Raw genomic sequence first — 25,298 nt, 5'->3', positions numbered from 1 at the left:
CTCAATAGCGGGTAATGGTTTCGTGCAGGTTCAGAACGATGCGAGCTGTCGCGGTCCAAGCGGCCCATTCGGCGCGATCGGCTGGCGACAGCGATTTGTCGTGACGCGCGGAGGACTGGCCGATGCTGGTCAACTCCACCGACAAGGCTTCGTCCGCGAGGAACAGTTCGCGTTGCTGATCCAGGAATATGGACAATCGCTCGATCTCTTCGCTGGTGGCTTCGCGTTGAACTGAACGACGAACCATTGCCCGCAATCGATTTTCGTCCGACTCGGATTGCTGCATCGTGCTCCAAGCCAGTTCGCTTGCCGCTTCGATGAACGTTGGATCATTGAGCAACGTCAAAGCTTGCTGCGGCGTGTTCGCGTTCGCTCGAATTGCCACGCAATCTTCACGGCTGGGAGCATCGAAATTGGCCAGCATCGGATGCAGAAATGTTCGCTGCCAGTGCATGTAAATGCCGCGGCGATATTGATTGTCGCCCGCGGTGGAACGGTAGCTGCGATTGGGGAATTGCAGGTTCGAATAGTATCCGCCGGGCTGGTACGGTTTGACCGAGGGGCCGCCGATTTCCAGGTTCAACAAACCGGATACGGCGAGCGCGTTGTCGCGAATGATCTCTGCTTCCAAGCGTCGCGGTGGGTGATAGGCGAGCAAGCGATTCTCTGGATCGATCTCAGAAAGTTCCGGTCGAACGCGGCTGTCCTGTTGATACGTTTGGCTGGTCAAAATCAACCGTTCCAAGTGACGCAGATCCCAGCCCGAATCGATCAATTCAATCGCCAGGTAATCGAGCAGTTCCGGGTGCGATGGCGGATCGCCTTGAGCACCGAGGTCATCAACGGCGGCGGTCAAGCCAACACCGAAGAATTGTTTCCAAGTTCGGTTGGCTACGACGCGAGCCGTCAACGGATTGTCGCGGTGCACGATCCAGCGAGCCAAATCCAGCCGCGTCAAACGCTTGGCATCGCCTTCGCCTTCCTTCGCGGGATCGGTGTCGTAGCGACCCAGGAATTCTGGTGTGGCGGGTTGAACGACTTCACCGGTTTTGTCTTGCCAGTTGCCACGCGGCAGGATCCGCATTTCCATTGGCTCGGAAGCTTGCGTCACCATCGTCCACGTTCGACCTTCGCGACAAGCGAGGTAGCGGTCTCGCCAATGGTTCTTGGCACCCACGTCTTTGGCTTGATGCGGATTCGACATCATCCAGCTCAACAGAGCGTTGGGTTGGCCAATCGAATCGCAGATTTGAATCGCTTCCAACTCGGCTGAATCAAAAGGCCGCATTCGGATCAGCGGTGACGTTTCGAATGCCACTTCGGTGTTCGCGTGCAAACCTTTGATCTCCGCGATCAACGATTGGCCGTCTTTCAGTTGCAAAGGTGCGGACAGCTCAAACACAGCCTGCATCGGATCGTCGGCGTGCTCGGACTGGTCGATCATGAACTGATGCGGCCGTTGCTTCACCGTGTGTCCGTTTGAGTCCGTCGCGGGAACCGACCAACGCGAGGCGACGTTTTGCTGAGCGACCGTGCTGGAGAACGCGGGCAGCCAGCGGTTGGCTCTTGCCAAGGAAACAGCGACGCTGCTGCGAGTTGGCTTCGGTTCTTCGCTTTTCTCGCCAGCGGTTTTTTTCTCGTCGGAAGCGTCGGCCTCCGGTTGCTTGATTTCCTCGATGTAGAAGCGGACTTCCACGTTTTGAGACGATTGGTTCGGTGCGGTCAGCAAGCTGACTTGGATGGACTGAGGCGACAGGGATTCAGCGGAAATGGCATCGCCCTCGAGCTTCCAGGCACGCTGGTTTTTGTCCGCTGATTTGGCTGAGGTCTTCTGAACCGATTTCCAACCGTCGGCGTTTTGTCCGAGCCAATCGTTGACACTCGTCAGCCATTGTTCCGCGGCGGTCTTCTTGTCGTCCGGCAGGGCGGCGTATTGAGAACGAGCCAATTCGATGAGTTCCCGCTTGGCTTGCGTTTGCTCTCGCAGCAACGCTTTGCTGGTGACTTCGATTTCCGGCGGGAATGGGAAGTTGTTGTTGTAGCCCTTCAGGTCCGGGTTGGGCGTGTAGCCGTAATCGCTGTAGACGCCCCATTGCTTGATGTCAGCGAAGAACGCACCCAGCGAGTAGAAATCCTTTGCCGTGAAAGGATCGAATTTGTGGTCGTGGCATTCGGCGCATCCCGTGGTCAGCCCCATCCAGGCCATGCCAACGGTTCGCACTCGGTCGGTGGCGTACTTGGAAAGGTACTCGCCAGGTTGGGCACCGCCTTCCCGAGTCATCATGTTCAGCCGGTTGAAGCCGGACGCGATCAAGTCGTCGGTCTTTGGATTGGGAAGCAGATCGCCGGCGAGCTGTTTGATGGTGAATTCATCAAACGACATGTTGTCTTGGAACGCTTCGATTACCCAGTCGCGGTAGGGAAAGATGTGTTGGTTCTGGTCACCGTGGTAACCGACCGTGTCCGCGAATCGAACGAGGTCCAACCAGAACGCGGCCATGCGTTCACCGTGGTGAGGGTTGGCAAACAGTTCATCCAGCTTCTGATCGATCAGGGCGGCTTTCGCGTCAGCCGATGTCTGTGCCGAGCGAGATTGCTGGAAGAAGTCTTGGGTTTCTTTCCAAGTCGGTGGCAACCCAACCAGATCCAAATGCATCCGCCGCAGCAATCGGTCTGCTCGAGCGGGTTCGGAAAGGTCGTGTCCCTTCGCGAGCAGTTTGGCACGGACGAAGGCATCGATTGGATGAACCGAATCCGAGTCAGTCGTTTCGTCCCACTGGCTCAGGTCGGGGACATCGGGACGCTCGATGGGACTGAACGACCAATGTTCCTCGTATGGAGCACCTTGGGCGATCCAGTCTTTCAGCAGCTGCTTCTGTTTGTCGGTCAACGATTTGTGTGAATCCGGTGGAGGCATCACCAGATCCGGATCGTCGTGATCGATTCGGACGACCAATTCGCTGCCTTCGATGTCCTCGGGAACAATCGCGGCGTAGTCGATCGCTTCTTCGCGAACGTCCATTCGCAAACCGGCCTGACGATTGTGCTCGTCCGGTCCGTGACAGAAATAACAGTTCTCGGACAGGATCGGCCGGATGTCTTGGTTGAACGAGATGTCAGCTTCGTCGGCCGAAACGGTGAGCCAGCATGGGCCGGTCAGGCCGAGCAAGCAAAACGTCGTCCATCGCAAAAAATCAAAGGAGTGCAATCGAGAATGCATGAAGAGCGAGACCACAGAATATGGCTGGAAGGAGGGGGGCGGGCGGGAAACTCATTGTAACAGATCGATCCAAGATCTTTCAGAAACCTTCGGTCCTCAGCGAGCTTTCTACGGTTGTTTGAAAGACAACGAAACACCGTGAAACTCAATAGACTCTATCGACTTATGAGCTCGCACGATGGCCGCTTGGAAACCGGCCGATCGCCGATTGATCTGGCAGTGTCGAATTTGCCGGTTGTACTAAATAGTTGTCCTCGAGATGCCGATGATGACGAGGATTCCAGTTGTTACATCCATCGATCAGCCGCGTGGGCCGAGTTTTATGATTCTGTTTTCGATCAAGCTGCTCAGCAGTCTTCGCAAAGCGATCGCGGGGAGGAAATATCCTTCTCAGCTCGCCTGGGGATTGGCGTTGGGCCTCCTCATCGGCCTGATCCCGCACGGCAATTTGTTGGCTGTCGTGTTGGTGTTCGGAGTGCTGATGTTGCGTGTCAATCACGCGATGGTCGCGCTCACCGCGATTGGCGTGACCATGGTCGCACCTCGACTGGATCCAATCTCAGACGAATTGGCTCAGTGGTTCTTCTCCCAAAACGGTGTCTCGGAGTTCATGGCACAGGCTTGGGACTACCCGTTGATTCCTTGGACGGATTTGAACAACACCGTCGTGATGGGCAGCTTTTTGATTGGACTGGCATCGCTCGTTCCAACCTTTGCTGTTTCGTACCCGCTTTTCAAAGCCGTTTCGGGCAACAGAAGCGAAGACGACGACTTGGTCGTGACACCAGTTCGCAAGCGACGAACGACCGATACGTCGGCAACGCACGCGATTGATACCTCGCACAAACAGCCACCTCAGCCTCACTTCACGCCGGAACCGGTTTTTGCATCGGGCAACGGCGAGGCTCTCGAATCCGCTTCGGGACGAGTGTTTGACTTCCGCCGCGTGGACGATGCGGAACCCGTGCTGGCAAAGATCTCGCCACGCCGCGATGAAGACTCGGATTCGAAACGAACCACGGCGGCATTGGACGCTCCTGCTTCGGACGCTTCCTCCAAAACGCAATCCACCCACATCGAAATGCTGGATGCGGAATTGAATTCGCAACCCGCATCGAAACCGACCAGCGTGGCGTTGAGATCTGGCGAGTCAGCTCGTCCGCTTCCAAACACGAACGACGACCAACACAAAATCGATGAAGCGCTCAGTTATTTGCTTCGTCAATTGCGCGATTCGCAAGACAAGGATGCAGCATGATTCGTTGGAGATTCTTACTGACACGGCTAATCGTTGTCGCGACCATTTTGATGCTGCTGTTTTGGGGCCTCGGCCCGATGGCCAGCTACATCACGGTCCGTGGGTTGGAAGCCTCGACGGGAGCCCGGGCCGACATCGGCGCGACTCGCGTGGGATTGTTTCCACCTCAGATCCAGTTCGATTCGGTGCACGTCGCCGATCCACGTGATGACAAGGAATTCCGAAACGCCTTCCAAGCGGACTCGGTGAACTTGATCGTCGACGGAGATGCGTTGCTGCGTCGTCGATGGGTGATTCGCCAAGGCAGCATCGCTGGTTTGCAAATCGGTACCACACGAGAGTCCAGTGGACACTTGGAAGAAGAACCGGAAGAAATCGAATCGTCCGGTCCTTCGATGATCGAAAACTTGTTGTCCAGCGCGACCGGCGGACTGAGTGATCGTGCCGAAGCACTCGGTAAAGATCTCGAGACCGTTCGCACGGGCGAAGAGATTCGCCGTCGTTGGAAGAGCGAATACGAGCAATTGGTCAAGCAAACCAAAGAACTCGAAGAACGCGTCGAAACGATTCGCGAAGCCGCCAGCGGCATCGACAATCCATTGCGGGATTGGCCCGAGTTGCAACGCACCTTGGCGGAATCCGAAGCGGCTCGAGAGCAATTGATCTCGTTGCGAAACGCGATGAATGCAATGCCCGATCAGATGAAAGCCGACTTGGCTCGCTTGGAAAAGGCAAAGCAAGCTGACTTGGACAAAGTCGATGCCTATGTGCCTGGCGACCTGAGCGAATCGAAGAACTTCGGCGTTGACTTGGTCAGTGCTGAAATCCGACGTTCGCTCAACCAACTCCGTGATTACCTCGATAGTGGGCGGACGCTTGCCAACTACACCGTGGTCGCGCCCGATACCGAGCGTGTCCGTGGCGAAGACTTTGATTTCTTGGGCCGCAATCGTCGCCCGGAATTGATGATCCGTCACTGCGACGTCAGCGGCACCATGCGTGCGGACGGCAAAGTCTTCACTCTGACCGGAGTGGTCGAGAACATGACGCCAACACCGGAACTGTTGGCGGATCCAACGCGAGCCCGCTTGCGTTTGGAAGGTCCCGAAACAGTTGATGTCGACTACATTCGCGACCGTCGACAAGGCGAACAACTCGATCGCTTGACGCTTCACTGGCCACAGATGAATGCCGATCCGATTCACTTGGGACGCGGCAAAGACGTTGGCGTTGCGATCGCCGGCGGCGTTCGCGAAGTGTGGGTTCAACTGAGCAGTCGCGGGGAACACCTTGAGGGCCGTTTGGTCAGCAAGCAAACCGGCGTCAACATGCGTTTGGATATCAAAGGCGATGCGGGAGCTTCGACGGCGGCGATTCAAATGAACCAATCGCTTGCTAATGTGGATCAAGTTGAAATCGATGCCGAGTTCAACGGGACCTGGCAAGACATTGATCTGAAGCTGAACACCAACCTGGGTCAGGTTTTCAACGACGCCGCGAAAACGGCCATCGCCAGCCAAGTGGAAGCGTCCAAAGCCAAGGTCGCTGCCAAGGTGGACGAAGCTCATCGCGAGCAAATGTTGGAATTGAACGAGTGGATGCTCGCTCAACAGAACCAAGCTCAATCGTTGTTGGCCAAGGCGGACAAATCGGTGGAAGAACTCAGCCGCAAGGTCCTGAGCGAAATCAACGGTGCGGATCAATACTTGGGCAAACTCAAGACCGCATTTGGTTCGAGCTTGCGTTGATCAGAAGCTAGCAACTCGGGTCGACTCCGCCATGTGCGTTTGAGTCGACCGGGTGAGCGTTGACATCGCGTCAATCGCGACCGTCCTGGCAAAGGCCGAAGGTGGGTGCACGATTCAATCGTGCGTCGACCTCCGGCCTTTCTTCATGCGCGCACGGCGGGGCGAATACGGGGTGAAGATCTCGGGCGAAAACGCTCAAATCTATAGCCCAGAACGGCTTTTCTTTGGGGTTGGGTGCGTTGGCATCGGCGGCAACGCGAGGTTACACTCGCTGCATCTTGTCGCCCTGGAACCCATCCCCACCATCAACCCCAAGAATTGCCAAGATGCTGCCTCGCCGACGTTTAGGCCAAACGGACATGGAACTCACGACGCTCTCCTTTGGAGCGTCTTCGATCGGACAAGAGTTCCGCAGCGTCGATTTGGGTGAGAGTTTGCAAGCTGTTCGTGTTGCTCTCGATAGCGGCATGAACTTCATCGACACCGCTGCGTTCTATGGACGTGGCATGAGCGAAATGATGCTCGGCCGAGTCCTGCCTGATATCCCGCGTGATCAGTACTACTTGGGCACCAAACTTGGTCGCTACACCGGCGAGCACTTTGACTTCAGCGCCCGACGTGTCACCGAAAGCATCGACACATCGCTTGAACGAATGAAGGTCGACCACCTCGACATCGTGCTGTGTCACGATTTGGAATTCGTCGAGATGTCGCAGATCGTCGAAGAGACCATCCCAGCGATCCGTCGCGAAATCGAAAAGGGCAAGGTTCGCTACGTCGGTGTCAGCGGTTACCCCATGAAGATGTTCAAGTACGTGATGGAACGTGCGGACATCGACTGCTTGCTGACATACAACCACTACACATTGCAAAACGACATGGCACTCGACTTGGTGCCACTTGCCAAAGAGAAAGGTGTTGGGTTGATGAACGGTGCGCCATTCTCGGCGCGTTTGTTGACCAACGCGGAATTGCCACCTTGGCACAAAGCCACCCCTGAAGTTCGCAAGGTCGCCGCCGCTGCCGCCAAGCACTGTGCCGATCGCGGAAGTGACATCGCCAAGATCGCACTTCAGTTCAGCATCGCCAACGAAAATTTTGCGACCTGCATTCCTGGATCAGCCAACCCAAAACGAGTCGCCCAGTGGGCCGAGTGGGCACAGGAGCCCATGGACGAAACATTGGTCGCCGAAGTCCAAGAAATTCTGAAGCCAATTCACAATTGGTTCTACATCGAAGGCCGGCCCGAAAACAACGACGAGCCTGTCGCCTCGTGAGTTCACCAAGTGGCATAGGCTTCCAGCCTGTGGAATATGAATCACAGGCAGGAGGCCTATGCCACATCCAATCCATCCCCACAAATCTCCCCCTCAAAGAATTTACATGACGTTCAAATCTGCCATCACGGTCAGCCTGGTCGAAGAAGCTCGCGGCGGACCATTTGTTTACTGGGACGGTTTGCAAGACGCTTGCGAAAAGTCAGCGGCACTGGGTTTTGATGCGATTGAAATTTTCGCTCCCGGCCCCGATGCGGTCGACGAGAGTGAGCTCAAGGGACTGCTTGAAAAACACAACTTGGTTGTCGCCGCTGTTGGCACCGGTGCGGGAATGGTCAAGCATGGTTTGAACCTCACGCACGCGGACGCCGATCATCGTGCCAAGGCTCGTGACTTCGTCAAGCAAATGATTGACTTCGGCGGCAAGTACAACGCTCCCGCGATCATCGGATCGATGCAAGGCAAATGGGGCGGCGACATTTCTCGCGACCAAGCGTTGGGGTTCTTGCGGGAAGCACTTGATGAACTTGGTCCGTACGCAGCGAAGTACAACGTGCCGCTGTTCTATGAGCCACTGAATCGTTACGAGACCAATCTGCTTCGCACGGTCGAAGAAGGCGTTGAGTTTTGCAAGACGTTGTCGTCCGACAACATCAAGTTGCTGGCGGATTTGTTCCACATGAACATTGAAGAAGCCGACTTGGCCTCCGCCATTCGAGCCGGCAAGGGCTACGTCGGGCACATTCACTTTGTCGATTCCAATCGCCAAGCCGCCGGCATGGGGCACATGAATCATGAGCCCATCATTCAGGCTTTGAAAGACATCGACTACGACGGATACCTGTGTGCCGAAGCATTCGCGTTGCCCGATTCGGACACCGCCGCGAAAAACACGATCGATGCGTACAAACGCCTCACTGCGTGAGTTTGTCCAAACACAAACTTGCATAGGTTTCGGGTCTAAAAAAGATGAGGCATAGGCTTCCAGCCTTTGATTCGAGAACCCCTATCGGGCTGTTGATTGAGTGAGCCGTACCGCGTTAGCGGCGGTTAATTAGACGCCAACCGGGGCTAACGCCCAACGGCATTTTGTCATTCGATATGCGACTAAATGAACAGCCTGCTATGCCACTGAGCAAAAAGTCGACGCCCCCACCATCCCTCCCCACCACGAGATGAACTGAATATGTCAAACACTTTGATTGGGTCACGAACCCTGATTTGGATGCTTGCCATTGCGATGGCACCTTGGGCGGTCGCCGATGATCGCCCCAACATTGTCTTCATCATGTCGGATGATCACACCAGCCAAGCGGTGGGAGCCTATGGCAGTCGATTGGCCTACCTCGACCCAACGCCGAACTTGGATCGGTTGGCCGAGGAAGGGATGCTGTTCGAAAACGCGTTCTGTACCAACTCAATCTGCACGCCCAGTCGTGCGTGCATCATGACCGGGCAATACAACCACACCAACGGCGTGTTTGATTTGAATGGTCGCATTGATCCGGAGAACCAGCATCTCGCGAAAGAGATGAAGAAGGCCGGCTACCAGACCGCGATGATCGGGAAGTGGCACCTCAAAGCGGAACCCGCTGCATTTGATTACTACTGCGTGTTGCCCGGACAAGGCAAGTACTTTGATCCTGAGTTCCGAGTCCAAGGTGACAAGCCCTGGCCGAAGAACACGATCAAGAAAGAAGGCATGCACAGCACCGACGCGATCACCGACATCACGCTGAAGTGGTTCGACGAAGTTCGTGAGGATGACAAACCATTCTTCTTGATGCACCACTACAAGGCACCCCACGATTTCTTTGAGTACGCACCTCGCTATGAGGAGTACCTGGAAGAAATTGCCATTCCGGAACCGAAGAATTTGTGGAGCCAACCGAAGTTCGGATCCTTGGCGACTCGTGGGGCCGATGACGAAATGATGCCGTTCATCGGCACATCGATCGGACGCCGCAATCCGCGTCGCAACTATGCAAAGCATTACGGTGTCGACTCATGGCTCAGCGATGAAGATGCAAAGCGAGAAGCGTACAACATCTACATGAAGCACTACCTCCGCTGCGTGAAGGGAGTCGATGACAACTTGGCTCGTTTGTTCAGCAAGTTGGAAGAAACCGGCCAAATGGACAACACCGTGATCATCTACACAGGCGATCAAGGGTTCATGCTGGGTGAGCACGACTACATGGACAAGCGGTGGATGTATGACGAGTCGCAACGCATGCCGTTCTTGGTCCGTTATCCCAAGTCAATTCCAGCCGGATCACGCAGCAGTGCAATCGTCGAAAATGTCGACTACGGTCCGACCATGTTGGCATTCGCCGGAGTGGAAACGCCCGACTACATGCAAGGCAAAAGCTTTCGCGAAATTTGCGAGACCGGTGAAGAACCCGAAGGTTGGAAACAGGAAGCGTACTACCGCTACTGGATGCACATGGCTCACCATGACAATCCCGGTCACGTTGGGATTCGGACCAAGACCCACAAGCTGATCTATTACTACGGCGTCAACTACGAAGGAAAGCTGCAAACGCCACCGGCTTGGGAATTGTACGATTTGGTGAATGACCCAACGGAAGTCGTCAACCAAATCGACAACCCGGAATACGCCGAGATCGCGACGGATCTCAAACAGCGATTGGCGGAGCTTCGGGAACGAGTGGGTGACGATGGTTCACATTACCCGGCCGTCGAAGAGGTGGTCCAGGAATTTTGGGATTACAGTGAGGAGGACCGTCAGAAGGCGATCAAGATTTCGCACGAGTATTCTCAGGCCAAGCAATCGGGGCAGGAAACCAAGCTCCGAAAGTAGGCTTGGTGTTCCAGTGTTTCTAGCGGCTAGTTGAGAGCTCTCCGGTTCGAAGGACCGGACGGTTTGTGCCGTTCTGCTAAGAGACTGCCGGGCTGAACCTGTGAAATGTGTCACGTCGCATTCTCGCCGTTTGAAGGCGGAATTCTGACCTGACAAATCGCACAGTTCGGCTACCGTTGTTTTCCCTCCTCCCCTCAGTTTCATCCCTCCAGTCTGAGTCACTCCTATGTCACGTTGGTTGTTTTGTCTGGCGGTCGTCGCCGTGAGTTCTTGGTCCGGCGGACTGCAGATGTCTGGTTCGGTCGCGGCAGCGGATCGTCCGAATGTGGTGATCGTCATCACCGATGATCAGGGATACGGCGATTGCGGCTTCACTGGAAACGAGGTCGTGAAAACGCCAAACATCGACTCGTTGGCGGCGGAGTCATCGGTGCTGACGGATTATCACGTTGCTCCCACGTGCTCGCCAACTCGTTCCGCATTTGTCACGGGGCACTGGACCAACCGAACTGGCGTGTGGCATACGATCAGCGGTCGTTCGATGTTGAGAGACAACGAAGTGACGTTTGGCGAAATTTTCAGTGATGCTGGTTACCAAACGGGCATGTTTGGCAAGTGGCACTTGGGCGACAACTATCCCTACCGCGCTGAGGACAATGGATTCACCGAGGTCTATCGCCACGGCGGAGGCGGCGTGGGGCAGACACCCGATTTTTGGGACAACGCTTACTTCGGCGGATCTTATTTCCACAACGGAGAGGCGGTCAAAGCGGAAGGCTTTTGCACGGACGTTTTCTTCCGTGAAGGCAATCGATTCATTCGAGAATGTGTCGAAGCCGACGAGCCTTTCTTGGCCTACATCGCGACGAACGCACCGCACGGTCCGTTGCACGCACCGCAAAAGTACATCGACATGTACCCTGAGATGAAGGAAAACGTCGCGACGTTCTTTGGGATGATCACCAACATCGATGACAACGTCGGGCAAACTCGTGAATTGCTTCGTGAGCTGGGCGTGCATGACAACACGATCTTTATCTTCACGACTGACAATGGCACGGCGGGCGGTGCTTCGGTCTACAACGCCGGGATGCGTGGCAAGAAGGGCAGTCCGTATGAAGGCGGCCACCGCGTTCCATTCGTGATGCATTATCCCAAGGGTGGCTTTGCAACGCCCCGCAGTGACAACACGCTTTGTCATGCCGTCGACGTTGTTCCCACGCTGCTGGAAATGTGTGGTGTCGATGCACCTGAAAAGGTGAAGTTCGACGGGACATCGATCGTGTCGCTGTTGAAAGGACAAGCCGACTCGTCGTTCGACGAACGCATGTTGATCACCGATTCGCAGCGAGTGATTGACCCGATCAAGTGGCGTCAATCGTCGGTGATGCAGAACAAATGGCGTCTGATCAATGGCAAAGAGCTGTACAACATTGCGGACGATCCAGGCCAAGAAAACAACGTTGCGAAAGCTCACCCCGATCAAGTCGACTCGATGCGTTCGTTCTACGACGCGTGGTGGGCGGAGTTGGAACCGACGTTTTCACAAACCACAGAAATGACCGTCGGGCACCCCGATCATCCGGTCGTCACGTTCACCGCTCACGACTGGATTGGGCAGGCTCCTCCATGGAACCAAGCTGCGATTCGTGCCGCCGCGGCGGTTTTTCCAAAGAAATCGAAGAAGGCGAAGGACCAGAAATTGTCGCACAACGGTCACTGGGCCATCCACGTGCACGAAGCCGGCAAGTTTGAGGTCGCTTTGCGTCGTTGGCCCGAAGAATCCGGCGCCGCGATCACTGCGGCTGTGCCGCCGGGCGAAGATGTGCCGGGATCGTCACCCGCGTATCGAACGCAAGCCGGCCGTGCGATTCCGGTTCAGTCGGCTGAAATTCGTGTTGATGGAAAGTCCATCGCGAGCAAAGCCGTCGGTGAAGGGGACAGCGTCGTGTCCATGGAAATCGATCTATCCAAGGGCTCACACCAGCTCGCTCCCGTCTTCAAAATCCCGAGTGGCGAAGTCGGGGCGTACTATTGCACGCTCTCGCGAATCGGCAAATGAGTTTCTCTTTTTAGGGCCGGTTGTGACGATTTTTCCGGCACTTCCCAGTCGGGTTGTGTCGGTTGAATCGGATGCATCAGATCCCAATATTAAGAAATACTTAGTTTCGGTCCGGGTGGCAATCATCAGCCATACATGCGGGATCGGGTGATCGATGAACACTCCGTAAGGCGACATCAACCTAGGGATTGGTTGGTGCTTAAATCGAGAAAACGGAGTCTCAATTCGATGCAATCTTCATCCATGCGGCGCGGCGGTAGCGTTGCCAGACGAACCCTTGCGGCGTTGGTCTGCTTGGTAGCCAGTGGCGGAACAGTGGCGACCGCCGATGAATGGTGGAACCCCGCAGACCAAGTGGGAAGCGACTCCGTGTTGGTCTCGCCTGAATCGGCTCCTTCGCAGGGTTCGTTCGATGGAATGCTGTCCAGCGAGTACAGCGCGGCTCCCGTCCAAGCGGTTGAAAGTACTTTGCAGTCGCTTCCCGCTGATATCGATCAAGAGCCATCTGGACTCGGCACGCTTGATCAAGACACGCAAAACCAGCTAGCCATCGCGGAAGACGACTCCGATGAGGCATCCTTGGAGGATCGACTCGAAGCTCTCGCAGCACGTCTTGATTCGCTTGATACACTCGAAGAAGAGTGGGCCGACTACCAAGATGAAATGGCTTCGGACGCAAAAGCCAAGAAGAAAAAGTCGACCATCAAAATTGGCGGTCGTGTTCACATCGACCACTGGTCGTTCTCCAACACCGACGCTGGGATCAACCGGATCGAAAGCGGTCGAATTGGCGGAGCAGCCGGCGACCCCAATCAAAGTCCAGAGAACATCACCGCGTTCCGACGTCTGCGATTGGAAATCTCGGGGACCGTTCCCCAAAACATGAAATATCGTTTGCAGGTTGACTTCAATAACCCGCAAACACCCGAGATCAAAGACGCGTATCTCGGCTGGACCAACCTCCCCAACAACCAAACGTTGCTTTTGGGTAATCAAAAGCGTCCGCTCGGATTGGATCACTTGAACAGCTCGCGATACAACGTCTTCGCAGAGCGCCCATTAGCGGTTGAAGCATTCAATGAAGATGCTCGTCGCTTTGGTTTGGCGATGTATGGTCACAACGATGCAGAATCGTTCTGTTGGACCTACGGCATCTACAACCTCGAGAATATCAACACCGACGGTCGGTTCATCGGCGACTCAGCTCAAGCGGGTGGATACTCGCGGCTGTGGGGATCGCCATGGTACGACGATACCAGTGGTGGACGCGGGTACTGGCACTGGGGTTTGGCGGGAGCCGTTGCAAAACCAGACGGCGACGCTGGAGCGAATGACACCAACAACAACGAAGGGCGTTTTCGTACTCGGCCGGTCGCTCGAAGCTCGCAACGTTGGCTGAACACCGGGCGAATCGACGGTGCCGACTGGTATCAAAACATCGGGTTCGAAAACATCTTGAACTTGGGTTCGCTGCAAATCACGGGTGAGTACATTCTGACCCCAATGCAGGTGGAAGATCCAGCCGCGGGAGTGGACGACAACTTGTTTTTCCACGGTGGTTACATCTACGCGTCCTACTTCTTGACCGGCGAGCACATGCCGTACAACCGGTCGACAGGAACGTTGTCGCGCGTGACACCTCACGAAAACTTCTTCTTGGTGGATCGCTGCAACGGTTGTCGTGGCAGTGGCTGGGGAGCGTGGCAGGTGGCACTTCGATATGACCACCTCGATCTGACCGATGGTGGTGTCAACGGCGGCGTGGCGGATCTCTTCACCGCTGGCTTGAACTGGCACTGGACGCCTTACTCGAAGGTTCAGAACAACTTGGTGTGGGGTGAAATCAGTGATAGCGGATTGGCCGCCAACGGCAACAGTTCGCTTGACGCCCCGGTGGAAGCAGGAAACTTCCTGATCTTCGGAACTCGTTTCATGATTGATTTCTGATCGATCCAGTTCAAATCCAAACCAAGACTCTCTCTGTGCGGGGCTGTTATTCAGCCCCGCACACAAACCGCACAGAAATGAAAAAGGAATTTCTAATGAGCCGATCCATTCAATTCGGTCGCGTCGCGTTGCTGGGATTGTTCGCGTTGACCGCCTCGGTCGTCTTCTCGAGCACCGCCAGTGCATTCGGCCCCGCCTGCTGCTTCTGCCAAGCCGGACGCTGCGTGGTAGAAGTTGAAAAAGAAGAAGTCGACGTGACTTGCTTTGACGTCGAATGCGAAACCATCTGCATTCCACCGCTGCGTTTCCCATGGGAATGCGGGCCGCTGAAGAAGTGCGGCAAGGTTCGGACGGTCAAGAAATTGGTCACGGACAAAAAGAAGAAAACCGTCTGCACCTACGATTGGTCCGCCATCGCTTGCTGCCCAGATTGCCGTCATCGTGCACGTGGAATCTTCGGTTGTGGCAAGGGGTGCGGCAACGGATGCTGTGACAGCGGAAGCTGCGATGCAGGTTGCGAAACCGGTTGTGACGTTGGTGGGTGTGACATCGGATGCTGTGCCAGCACAGAAGGTGCCGCATCGTTGCCGCCCGCAACGTTTGCCAACAACGCCGGCGAAGCGATCCAGTTGGACCAACAAGAAACCGTCGCTTTGGCATCGGCAATCAGCCGTGCTGAACCAGACGCCGAAGGTTGGGTGACCATCACCAATCCCAACCAGGCTTCGCTTCAGGCAGAGAACGACTTGATCGAAGCCACTGTCGAAGTCATCGGTCAGTAATCTCCAACGTCACCAACGTTCGGAACGCAAACCACCGGCACGATTCAATTGTGTCGGTGGTTTTTACTGCGCTGTTGGGATGGGGCAGGCTTCAGTTCATGGACGGTCAAATCACAGGCTGGAAGCCTATGCCACTTTGGAGGCCGTCCGGTTGCGATGGAACATCACATAGACGCACGGAACCAAGATCAGCGTTAGGATGGTGGAGATCACCATGCCCCCTAACAAAGCCCGAGCGAGCGGGATCATCGCTTCGTTTCCAGGTGCGAGCTGAAACGAAAGCGGCAACATGGAAGCAACCAAGGTTAACGACGTCATCAAAATGGGACGCAAACGCACTTGTGCGGCTGACATCGCTGCTTCTCGAGCCGTCACCCCGCTCGCAAGTCGCTGATTAGCAAACTCGACCAGCAGAATCGAGTTGTTCACAACAACTCCGATCATCATCAACGTTCCCATCAACGATTGAATGTTGATGTAGGTGTCCGTCAGAAAGAGAACCACCAAGACGCCGCCGATGCCAAGTGGCACGGACAACATGATGATCAGCGGGTCAAGGAAGGAACGGAACTGAGCCATCAGCACGAGGTAAACCAGCAACGTTGCGACGGCCAGTCCGGCTCCCAGCATGCTCATTCCGTCTCGCATCTTTTCGATAGGACCTCGAAGCGTGACCGAGACGCCGTTTTTAAATTCCATGTCCGCCAAAACAGCATCGATGTCAGCCGCGACACTTCCCAGGTCTCTGCCAGCAACATTGACGTGAATGTCATTGACCCGCGAAATGTTGTAGTGGGCGATCTCGCCGGGGATGGTCACGCGATTGACGGTCGCGATGTTGGACAGCGGAATCGTGATGGGACCATCCGGGGTGTCGAGAGACAACGGAATGTTCTGCACCTCGTCGAGCGACTGAAACTGATTCGATGCGTACTGAACGCCCATGAAAAAGTCGACGCCGCTCTTGGGATCAATCCAGATCGTTGGCGAATAGCCCACACTCGATCCCAACGCCGTCAGCACCGTTTGGGCGACCTGTTCCTGGTCGACGCCCAGGTATTTGGCACGTGTGCGATCAACCTTCACATCGAATTGCGGGTAGTCGAGAGACTGGGCGATTTGGACGTCACGTGTTCCTTGGATCGGAGCGATCTCGCGAACAATTCGCTCGGCCGCGTCTCGGCATTGTTGCAGGGTGCCCGCCGAAACTTGAACGCTGATCGGGGTCGGGACCCCTTCGTTGAGCGCCATGTTGACAATCCCGCCGGAGACAAACATGAACTGCTCCAGCGGATATTCCTCGTTCAGTTTGGATCGCAATTCATCAATGTAAGTTTGGGTTCCAACGTGACGATCTTCTTGGTTCAAGTTCACAATCAAGTAAGCCGTGTCAGGTCCAGAGTTGGAACTCAACACGGTGGAGAAACCGGCACCCTTTCCGACTGGCAAACCAATGTTGGAGATGATCGTGTCAATCCGATCTTCAGGGATGACTTCCTTGATCGAATCTTCAATCTTGGCGACCAGTTCTTCCGTCTTCGACAGGGCGGTCCCGGGCAGGGTTTTTAAGCGAATTTCAAAGCTGCCTGAATCCACATTTGGAAAGAGTTCCGTGCCGATTTGCGGCAGCAAGAGAAAGGAGGCTCCCACCGCCACAGTGATCACCAGAGCCGAGATCGCAGGGACTCGCATCGCCGTTGCCAGCAGATGCCCATACAGCCCCGAAGGTGTTTGAGGTTTCGGTTCGTTGCCTTCCTCTTGCTGATCTGACGATTTTTCACGAACACGTTCACGGACGAATGTCGCACAGAAAGCCGGGACGACCGTCAACGCCAAGATGTAGGACGCACCGATGGTCAGCGTGGCCGCGAGCGACAAGGGAGCAAACAGATACTTGATCATTCCCGTCAGGAAGATTGCTGGCAGGAACACCGCGAGCGTGGTGATGGTCCCGGCAAGAATTGCGCCGGAGACTTCTTGCGTTCCATCGCGGGCGGCTTCCATGGCGGATTTGCCCATGCGGCCGTGACGAATCACGTTTTCGACCACCACGATTCCGGCGTCGACCACGGTGCCGATGGCCAGTGCGATTCCGCCAAGCGTCATGACGTTGATCGTTTGACCCGAGAACGCGAATCCCAAGGCTCCGATCAAGATCGCCAACAAGATCGTCGAAACAATGATCACTGTCGGCAGCACTCGCCTTAGGAAAACAAACACGACCAAGGCGACCAAGACCGACCCCAGTGTGACCTGCGTGAGTAGGCTGGACATCGCGTTGCGAATGTAGAGCGATTGGTCCGAGACCAACGTGACTTCGGTTGCATCGGGGATGTCTCCGCGTTCCTTCATCTTCGGAATCTCCGATGCGATTCCATCGTAGATTCTGTCAACGACGGCAATCGTGTTCTCACCGGGTTCGCGAAGGAGCGGGCAGTAGACGCTGCGTTTTCCATTGACGCGGACGATGTTGTATTGCAACGCCGCATCGTCTTTGACTTCCGCAACGTCTCGAATGAAGATTGGACGATCGTTTCGAACGGCGATGGGAATGCCCTCGATCTCATCCACATCGGGCAATGTGTTTCGAGGATGGATTTGATAGTCCGTTCCGCCCATGGTCGCGGTCCCCGCCGCCAACACGAGATTCGATTTCTTGAGCGCGTCGACCACGTCGGTGGCGCTGACGTGGTAGGCCTGCAGTTTGGCTGGATCGACGTAGACCATCATTTGGCGGAACTTGCCGCCGAAGGGGTGAGGAATCTGGACGCCTTTCAAGCCACCCATTTTGTTCCGGACGGCGTAGTACCCGATCGTGTACAGTTCCGATTCGCTCAGGCCTTCGCCCGAGATCGCCGCGAGCACGACGGGCAGGTTCGATGGTTCGCTGCGAAGCGTGAACGGCCATTCGATCCCGGGCGGCAAGTGGAACATGTCACTGGCTTCCAAGTTGACGATGTCGTTCATCGCTGAACTTGGATCGGCACCCGGTTGGAAGAAGACTTTGATCACAGCGGCACCCGGAACCGTGCGAGATTCCTGGTGTTCAATTTTGCCTGCCAAGGTCAACGCACGCTCCACGCGGGAGGTGACCGATTTCTCCATGTCCAAGGTGGGAAGACCTGGATAAGAGAAAAAGCTGACGACCACCGGTTTTTTGAAATCCGGAAGGATGTCGATCGTGATACCGGGGATGACGGCCGCGCCCAGAACACAAAGTGCGATGGATGCCGCCAGCACCGCGAAACGATTGCGGAGTGAAAACTGGATCAATGACATCAGTGAGCGGCCTCCAAAACGGCGACTTTTTGTCCGTCAATGAAGCGGCTCAAGTGAGCGTCGACGACCGCCTGTCCGGGCTCGACACCGGTCAGGACTTCGATGAAGTTGCCGTCATCCATGCCCGTCGAAATCTCTTGGATGGAGATCGTGTCATCGTCCGCGACCACATACACAAATGCGTTGCCTGATTCATCAAAACGGATCGCTTGAGAAGGCAGCATGTTGGCGGCGATCTTTGTGTCCATGTTGATGGTGGCTTGGCCAAACATGCCGGGCAAAAGTTTGCCGTCACGATTGTCCATTTCGACTTCGACCAACATGGTTCGCGTGTTGACATCCAAGCTGCCGCTGCGGCGGGTGACTTGTGCAACCAAAGGGGCTTCCGACGCGAAGGAAGGGAAGGTCAAACTCACTTCGTCCCCGGGGGTGACCAAGGGAGCGTCTTTTTCTGGGACGGGGATTTGGACTCGTACCCGATTGATTTGGCTGATCACAAACAAGGGTTTGACAGGTCCAACGTCGTTGGCGGCTCGCACCAGGTCGCCCGGTTGAATGTTTCGTTCCGTGACGATGCCAGCGAAAGGAGCCTTGATTTCAGCGTAGTCGATCCAGACGTTGAGCTCATCGAGTTCACGTCGGGCGATCTCCGTTTCCGCTTTCGCGGTTTCCAGATCAGCCCGTGAGGATTCGATCTTTGCGGTGGCGACTTCCACGTCAGCGCGAGCCGATTCCACGGCGGATTCGACCGCTTGCTTGCGAGCTGATTCGCTGTCGCGTTTCATGCGAGCTTCGTCGAGCATTCGATTCTGCAAAGAGCCTCGGTTGACCAAGTCTTCGGTTCGACTGAACTCCGCGTTGGCGGCAGCGAGCGACGCCTCCACGGCGGCGCGTTCGGATTCGGCCTGCGCCAATTTGGCTCGTGAGGACCGTTCGCTTGCTTCAGCCAGCTGCACGCCCGCGGCGGCTTGCGTCTCTTGTGATTCCAAACGCCGGATTTTGGCGTCGATGATCCGGCGTTGTTGCAGTTTTTCAGGAACAGCGATCTTCGCCAGGACTGTTCCTGATTCGACATACTCGCCAATGTCGGCGGAGAACGATTCCACATAACCGGTTGCTTGCGAGCGAACTTCGGCTCGGTAGTAAGCGTGGATGGTTGCCGGTTGAACGCTTCGTCGTGTCACTTCGGTGGGTTGGACGGCGACGGTCTTGACCGGGGTGACGCGTGGAGGTTGCGGTTTTGTTGCCACTGAATCGGAGTCGGTGCAACCAGTCACAAAACAGAGCACGGCGAGGGTGACAAATGGAGGCAGGACGCGGGGCGGGCTTGCAAAAGGCATGTTGTGAATCGAGGACAGTGTCCTGGGCTCCGCTGTGATAATTGGGGGAATCGGAAAAGTCTGTCTGACCGGAAGCGGTTCGCTAGGTGGTCGATGTAGTTTAGTTCGCGCAATGGGCCGTTTCGATGAGCGGCAGATTAGAACTGACTAATCCAACGCGATCGATCGTCACCATCTGGATGAGCAATCGCCGAAGGTCATTTGTAGAAACCAGTGCGTTCAGAACGAGCTGAGAATGGCCCACGAACGCTTTCTTCCGAACAGATGAACTAGGAGAACATGGATGTCTCGTTCGTTTCTTTACTCTTTGATTGCCCTCACGGGCACCGTTCCCGCGATCGGTTGTGCTCAGCATTTTGACCGAGCCCCTGCTGCAGACGCCTATTCCACCCGTTCGGCGGCCGTTGCAACCGCGATCGCAACGGCGACCAACGATCAGGCGGAACCGGATTCCATGTTGGCTGAGGACGTCAAAGCTGAGGAAATCAAAGCCGACGTTCCCTCGATTCGTCCCGTCGCCCATCGTGATGTCGACGCCACCGTCTCTCAGCCACAGGCCGTCAGCGAAACGGTGATGACGATCGATGGGAAACGTTACCGGTTGCAGCCGATCGAAAAGGAACCTGCAACGCAGCCCGCGGAGCATTCCCTGGCGGCATTCGAAAGTGCTTCGGTAGGATTGGCGCCAGAACCCATGGTGGTTGAGCCCTTCGAGCAACCAGTGGAAGTCGGCATGTTGGCCACCGATTCCATCCAAATGAACTTGCCGACCGCTTTGGCAATGATCGACGGTCAGCACCCGGCGGTCGGATTGGCTCAGTGGCGGACTCGCGAAGCGTACGCGGAACTGGACCAAGCCAAGGTGTTGTGGTTGCCGTCCATCCAGGCCGGGTTCAGCTTCCACCGTCACGATGGGAACTACCAATCCAGCAACGGTGACATTGTCGATGTCAATCGGAATTCGTTTCAGTACGGGTTGGGCGCAGGTGCGACCGGTGCGGGAACGACCAATACTCGACCGGGGCTGGTTGCTCAGTTCCATTTGGCCGACGCAATCTTTCAGCCGAAGATCGCCGAGAAGTCCGCTTGGGCACGGAGCCACGCCGCAGCCGGTGTGTTGAATCAGCAATTGTTGCAAGCTGCGATGGCCTACACCGAATTGTTGGAAGCTCACCAAGACGCTCGCGTGCTGGAAGAATCCCGCGACCGAGCTGGGGAGCTCACTCGGATCACGACCGATTTCGCTTCCGCCGGCCAGGGATTGCAAGCTGACGCAGATCGAATGCAAACGGAGATGCGTCTGATCGACAGTCGTTTGGTTGCCAGTCAGGAACGCATTGCGGTTGCATCGGCGCGACTTGCTCAGGCAATCAGCATGCACTCGGGGGACAACTTGGTTCCGATGGACGTGACCGTGGTTCCGTTGAACCTGACCCATATGGGGACCGACAAAGCATCGTTGATCAGCACGGGTTTGTCGTCACGACCGGAGTTGAAAGAATCCCAGTCGTTGGTCGCTGCCGCCTGCGAAGCTTACCAACGCGAAAAGTATGCTCCGTTTGTTCCGAGTGTACTCTTGGGTTACAGCACCGGCGGATTTGGAGGCGGCTTGGGCAACGATCTCAGCGATGTCGATGGTCGCTATGACTTCGACGCCGTGGTCACGTGGGAACTACGCAACTTCGGGCTTGGGGAACGTGCCGCTCGCAACCGAACGTCCGCACGAGTTCAGCAAGCCAAATACGAAAAGCTTCGCGTGATGGATCAGATCGCAGCCGAAATCTCGGAATCGGCCAGCCAGGTTGAGTTTCGTCGTCAACAAATGGATTTGACTCAGCAAGCGATCGCCACGGCGGAACGATCTTACCAAGCGAACTTGGAACGCATCCAAGATGGTGAAGGTTTGCCCGTCGAAGTCTTGCAAGCCGTCCAGGCTCTGGAGGCAGCACGTCGTGCCTATCTCCAGGCCGTGACGTCTTACAACCAAGCCCAATTCCGACTGCAATGGGCCTTGGGATGGCCAGTCAACGATGACCAAACCGTGTACGAGTATTGAGCCAATCGCCATTCCAGTTTCGTGCACCTTCTGATCGCAATCACGAAGGCTTGGTAGGCAAACTCACTTGAAACACGGTCCTCCACGGAGGTCGCTCGATCAGTTCGATTTCGCCTCCTAGGGAATCCAAAATGCTTCGCACGATACTGAGCCCAAGACCCGTGCTGGGTGGGAAGGAGTTTTGATCGTGCTGCGAACTCAATCCTTCGTCGCCCGAGTGGGCTTTGTAGAAGCGATCAAAGATTCGGTCGGAATGTTCGGCCCCAATTCCAATCCCGGAGTCTCGGAATTCGATGTTCACGAGATTGGATGAATGGGTCAAGACGACTTCGATGTTGCCTCCGGTTGGTGTGTACTTGATCGAGTTTTCGAGCAAGTTGTGAAAGACTTGCCGCACACGTTCTTGGTCAGATTCGATTTTCATTGGGCCGTTGCGGATCAAGGCCAATGACAACTGTCGGCCCGTGATTCGAGGTTGCAGCGAGCGGATCACCTCTTCTGCCATTGCTTCCAAATCGATCGAAGCCAATTTCATTCCAGCCGCGCTCGATTCACTGCGTGACAAAGCAAGCAGTTGACTGGTCACGGCTGTCAAACGGGAACACTCCTCCAAAATGCTTTTGAATCGCGTGCTTGCTTCGTCTTGAACGTCTGTGAGTTCCAGTCCCATCTCCGCTTCGCTTTGGATGATCGTCACCGGTGTGCGTAATTCGTGAGAAGCGTCGTCAGAGAACCGTCGGACTTCCGCGAACGATTTTTCTAACCGGGAAATCATCGAGTTGATGGTTTTTGCGAGATGTCCGAGTTCATCGTGCGGGTTCGGAACCGGCAACCGTTGATGTAGGTTTTCAGCCGTGATCTCGTTGCTGCGTTGGGTCAATTGTTCGACCGGAGATAGTGCCTTCATCGCCAAGACGTAGGACACAATCACCACCATGACCAGCATCAAAGGAATGGTGGACCACAGGACTTTCGCGACGCCTCGAAGCTCTTCATCGATGTGCTCCATTTCGGCAACGAGAATCAACGTGTGCGTGCCGGTGGGCGTTTCGATCGAACCGCGAGCGAGCCGGCCGTGTCCGAATCCTGGGATCATTTGGGAATCGAACACCGGGCCTGGTTGCACGATCGTTTTCCATTCGGAATCAGGCATCTGATTCAGCGAGTTGGCCGCCGCCACGATGCGACCGTCAGGAGCCACTGCAACTCCAGAAATTTCCAGATGCTTTCCAAATTTGCGGACCCAGTTCGCGAAATTTTGATCCGGCGTCGTAGTTGTTTCCAGATCAACACGGACTTTCTCGAATCGGTTCTTCAGACCATCATCGACCTGACGGTAGTGCATCCGATAAAGCATGCCGTAGAGCAATGCGGCAAAGGCAAACAAGACAATGCCAAATGCGAGCGTGCTCCAAACGGCGATCCGCCAACGGATACTGATCCGATTCATGCTGTTTCTCGAATCGTGTAGCCCACACCACGAATGGTCAGGATCAAAGGAGATGTTCCAGGCAACTCGATCTTTTTTCGAAGACTGTTGACGCACACATCGATGGCATTGGTCATGATCCCACCGGGTTCTTTCCAAATGTCGATGGATAGCATTTGCCGCGTGACGTTCGAATTTTTGTGACGCATCAGGTATTCCAACAGCTCGTACTCGCGAACGCTCAGTTCAATCTCAACTCCATTTCGGCTGACACGTCGTGCCATGACATCGATGTGAACATCGTTGCACTTCAGTTCGGCCGACTGGTTGGGTCTCGAACGTCGCAGCAAAGCACGGACGCGAGCGAGCAGTTCCAGGTGAGCGAATGGCTTGACCAGATAGTCGTCCGCTCCGAGATCCAATCCTCGGACGCGATCGTCCACGGAGTCTCGAGCGGTTAAAATCAGGACTGGCAAAGTGATGCCACCAGCACGAAGGTCGGACAAGATTTGAAAGCCATCTCTGCCCGGCAATGAGAGATCGAGGATCAACGCGTCGAAGGGTTCCGTGGTCGCCATGTAGAAACCTTGTTCGCCTGTTCCACAAGTCTCAACCTCGTAGCCGTCTTTCTCGAAGACCTGCGACAAATTGCGACGCAGTTTCAACTGATCTTCGATCAAAAGAAGGCGAGTCATGACGGGACTTGGTCGGGGGAGCGAAACAAGGGTTCTTCAGGAATGTCCTTTGGAACCGCAACAGCGACATCTTCCTCGTCGCGATTGCTGAATCTGGGAAAGTGACGCAGCATTGACCATTTATCGTTTCGATCCATTAGCAAATGATTAGAAGTTGCTAATGTGAGGCTGGGTCAATGTCTTCGGTTCGAAAACCTCAGTCATATGCAGATGTGAAAGCTTGGTTGCTGCACTCCTTCGGTACAATTGCTTCGACGGTCATCCAGCCAGCGTATCCAAACACTGTGACGTATCGCATGGTCAATCCCTACGAATCCGCCGAATTCGTTTCTATCACACCGCCTGAGAAACCGTCCAAACATCCCTTTTTGATTGGATTTCGGAATGGCACGCTTTGGTCGTTGATCGTGTTGTTCCTCACCGTTCCGGCGTTCTACAACGAGTTCACGTTGCCCTTGAGACAGAGCAACACGATTTCTCCTGGCGATCGTTTGACGCTCGCGACGTCGGCTTGGTCGTGGTTGATAGCTTGCGGCACTGGTCTGACTTTCATCACATTGCCTTGGGCGGTTGTTGCCGGGTTCGTCAAATGGGCGTCCGTCCGCCGTGAGACTGGTTTCACACGATGAGCATTCTCACGATAGGATGGGGAGTGTATCGAGTTTGAGGTTATCTGATACGTCTTCGGTCAAGGGAGAGCTTTTCACGTACGCCTGTCATCGAAAGGTGATGAGCTCAAGAAAATCTTTGGTGCGATTGATGAATCGCCGTATTTCCCGGACAAACTTTCCCAGAAACTAAAGTTGCTGAAACGGCTCACGCCAAATGATGCGAGCGAAATCGCAATCCCGGATTAGACCCGAACCACCACTTCGTGCTCTTCGTGTCCATTTTGGTGAGTCGTTGCTATTGAGTTTCGTGTCCACTGACAAGCGATCTTTGTTAACTGAGAAGTGGATGACAAATCCGTACCAAATTCCAACCGAAGAAGCGAATGAGACGCCCACACGGACGCCCGTTTGGTACTGGGTTTTGGCTGCGCTGTTGTTGTTGGTTGCGGTCGTGATCAGTGGGCCTGGTGTCATCCTTGCGATGAGTGACGGGTTACGTCCAGCTCCGGCCGGACGTCAGTTCGCGACATATGATCTGGAGCTGTTTCTGTTTGGTATCCCCATCGCACCGTCGACCGCTCGGTGGCTTGCTTTCGCCGTCACACCCATCTTGATTGCCATCGCCGTCGGGCTGGTCTGGCGAGGTATCTCGGTGAGAAGGGATCATCGTGTCGTTGCTTCGCACGATCGATGATCGTTTGAACGCCCCGTTCTGCTTAGGATTGGGCCTGTTTGAAGACAGGCATTTCGAGTTTTTATAGGTCGGTTGT

At 55.3% G+C, this 25,298-nt stretch carries 16 protein-coding genes; 11 read left to right on the top strand and 5 right to left on the bottom strand.

Features of this window, described 5'->3' with window-relative positions; genetic code table 11:
- Window position 1: 1 nt before the first annotated feature.
- Window positions 2-3,220 (bottom strand): PSD1 and planctomycete cytochrome C domain-containing protein, encoded by a 3,219-nt coding sequence (locus CEE69_RS00375; RefSeq protein WP_099258593.1) that lies wholly within the window; start codon window positions 3,218-3,220, stop codon window positions 2-4.
- A 322-nt stretch (window positions 3,221-3,542) separates the two neighbouring features.
- Between CEE69_RS00375 and CEE69_RS00370 the strand changes: the two genes are divergently transcribed.
- The 8 genes from CEE69_RS00370 to CEE69_RS00330 all read left to right on the top strand — a co-directional run bounded on the left by CEE69_RS00370 (window position 3,543) and on the right by CEE69_RS00330 (window position 15,118).
- Window positions 3,543-4,478, top strand: a complete 936-nt coding sequence (locus CEE69_RS00370) for a DUF2062 domain-containing protein (RefSeq protein WP_099258592.1) — start codon at window positions 3,543-3,545, stop codon at window positions 4,476-4,478.
- Entirely contained in the window at window positions 4,475-6,226 is a 1,752-nt protein-coding gene (locus tag CEE69_RS00365) for a TIGR03545 family protein (RefSeq protein ID WP_099258591.1), read from the top strand. The genes CEE69_RS00370 and CEE69_RS00365 overlap by 4 nt, the downstream gene beginning before the upstream one ends.
- Before the next feature lie 326 nt (window positions 6,227-6,552).
- The gene (locus tag CEE69_RS00355) at window positions 6,553-7,503 is read left to right on the top strand and encodes an aldo/keto reductase (protein ID WP_099258589.1); all 951 of its coding nucleotides are present in this window, start codon (window positions 6,553-6,555) and stop codon (window positions 7,501-7,503) included.
- 106 nt (window positions 7,504-7,609) lie between these two features.
- Entirely contained in the window at window positions 7,610-8,428 is an 819-nt protein-coding gene (locus CEE69_RS00350; protein WP_099258588.1) for a sugar phosphate isomerase/epimerase family protein, read from the top strand.
- A 261-nt stretch (window positions 8,429-8,689) separates the two neighbouring features.
- The gene (locus CEE69_RS00345) at window positions 8,690-10,327 is read left to right on the top strand and encodes a sulfatase family protein (RefSeq protein WP_099258587.1); all 1,638 of its coding nucleotides are present in this window, start codon (window positions 8,690-8,692) and stop codon (window positions 10,325-10,327) included.
- 226 nt (window positions 10,328-10,553) lie between these two features.
- Window positions 10,554-12,389, top strand: a complete 1,836-nt coding sequence (locus CEE69_RS00340) for an arylsulfatase (RefSeq protein WP_099258586.1) — start codon at window positions 10,554-10,556, stop codon at window positions 12,387-12,389.
- Window positions 12,390-12,617: 228 nt separating this feature from the next.
- Window positions 12,618-14,336 carry an OprO/OprP family phosphate-selective porin gene (locus CEE69_RS00335; protein ID WP_099258585.1) on the top strand — a complete coding sequence of 573 codons (1,719 nt, stop codon included), beginning with the start codon at window positions 12,618-12,620 and terminating at the stop codon, window positions 14,334-14,336.
- Between the two features lie 95 nt (window positions 14,337-14,431).
- Window positions 14,432-15,118, top strand: coding sequence for a hypothetical protein (locus tag CEE69_RS00330; protein ID WP_099258584.1), 687 nt, complete (start codon window positions 14,432-14,434; stop codon window positions 15,116-15,118).
- Window positions 15,119-15,244: 126 nt separating this feature from the next.
- Here CEE69_RS00330 and CEE69_RS00325 read toward each other — a convergent pair whose 3' ends face one another.
- Together CEE69_RS00325 and CEE69_RS00320 are read right to left on the bottom strand one after the other, a co-directional pair.
- Window positions 15,245-18,397: an efflux RND transporter permease subunit gene (locus CEE69_RS00325; RefSeq protein ID WP_099258583.1), complete on the bottom strand. Its 3,153-nt coding sequence runs from the start codon at window positions 18,395-18,397 to the stop codon at window positions 15,245-15,247.
- The gene (locus CEE69_RS00320; protein WP_233214453.1) at window positions 18,397-19,737 is read right to left on the bottom strand and encodes an efflux RND transporter periplasmic adaptor subunit; all 1,341 of its coding nucleotides are present in this window, start codon (window positions 19,735-19,737) and stop codon (window positions 18,397-18,399) included. The genes CEE69_RS00325 and CEE69_RS00320 overlap by 1 nt, the downstream gene beginning before the upstream one ends.
- Before the next feature lie 283 nt (window positions 19,738-20,020).
- Here CEE69_RS00320 and CEE69_RS00315 point away from each other — a divergent pair, with 283 nt between their 5' ends.
- Window positions 20,021-21,793 (top strand): TolC family protein, encoded by a 1,773-nt coding sequence (locus CEE69_RS00315; RefSeq protein ID WP_099258582.1) that lies wholly within the window; start codon window positions 20,021-20,023, stop codon window positions 21,791-21,793.
- A 40-nt stretch (window positions 21,794-21,833) separates the two neighbouring features.
- Here the strand turns inward: CEE69_RS00315 and CEE69_RS00310 are convergent, their stop codons facing one another.
- Both CEE69_RS00310 and CEE69_RS00305 read right to left on the bottom strand, forming a co-directional pair.
- Entirely contained in the window at window positions 21,834-23,243 is a 1,410-nt protein-coding gene (locus CEE69_RS00310; RefSeq protein ID WP_099258581.1) for a sensor histidine kinase, read from the bottom strand.
- The gene (locus CEE69_RS00305) at window positions 23,240-23,917 is read right to left on the bottom strand and encodes a response regulator transcription factor (protein WP_099258580.1); all 678 of its coding nucleotides are present in this window, start codon (window positions 23,915-23,917) and stop codon (window positions 23,240-23,242) included. The genes CEE69_RS00310 and CEE69_RS00305 overlap by 4 nt, the downstream gene beginning before the upstream one ends.
- 176 nt (window positions 23,918-24,093) lie before the next feature.
- Here CEE69_RS00305 and CEE69_RS00300 point away from each other — a divergent pair, with 176 nt between their 5' ends.
- Both CEE69_RS00300 and CEE69_RS00295 read left to right on the top strand, forming a co-directional pair.
- Window positions 24,094-24,546, top strand: a complete 453-nt coding sequence (locus CEE69_RS00300; protein WP_233214452.1) for a hypothetical protein — start codon at window positions 24,094-24,096, stop codon at window positions 24,544-24,546.
- A gap of 328 nt (window positions 24,547-24,874) precedes the next feature.
- The gene (locus CEE69_RS00295; RefSeq protein ID WP_099259169.1) at window positions 24,875-25,222 is read left to right on the top strand and encodes a hypothetical protein; all 348 of its coding nucleotides are present in this window, start codon (window positions 24,875-24,877) and stop codon (window positions 25,220-25,222) included.
- Window positions 25,223-25,298 lie beyond the last annotated feature (76 nt).

This window comes from Rhodopirellula bahusiensis (assembly GCF_002727185.1).
In the GTDB taxonomy this organism is placed as follows: Bacteria; Planctomycetota; Planctomycetia; order Pirellulales; family Pirellulaceae; genus Rhodopirellula; species Rhodopirellula bahusiensis.
Note: the sequence above shows the minus strand (reverse complement) of the source record. Positions and strands in the feature narration are given on the sequence as shown.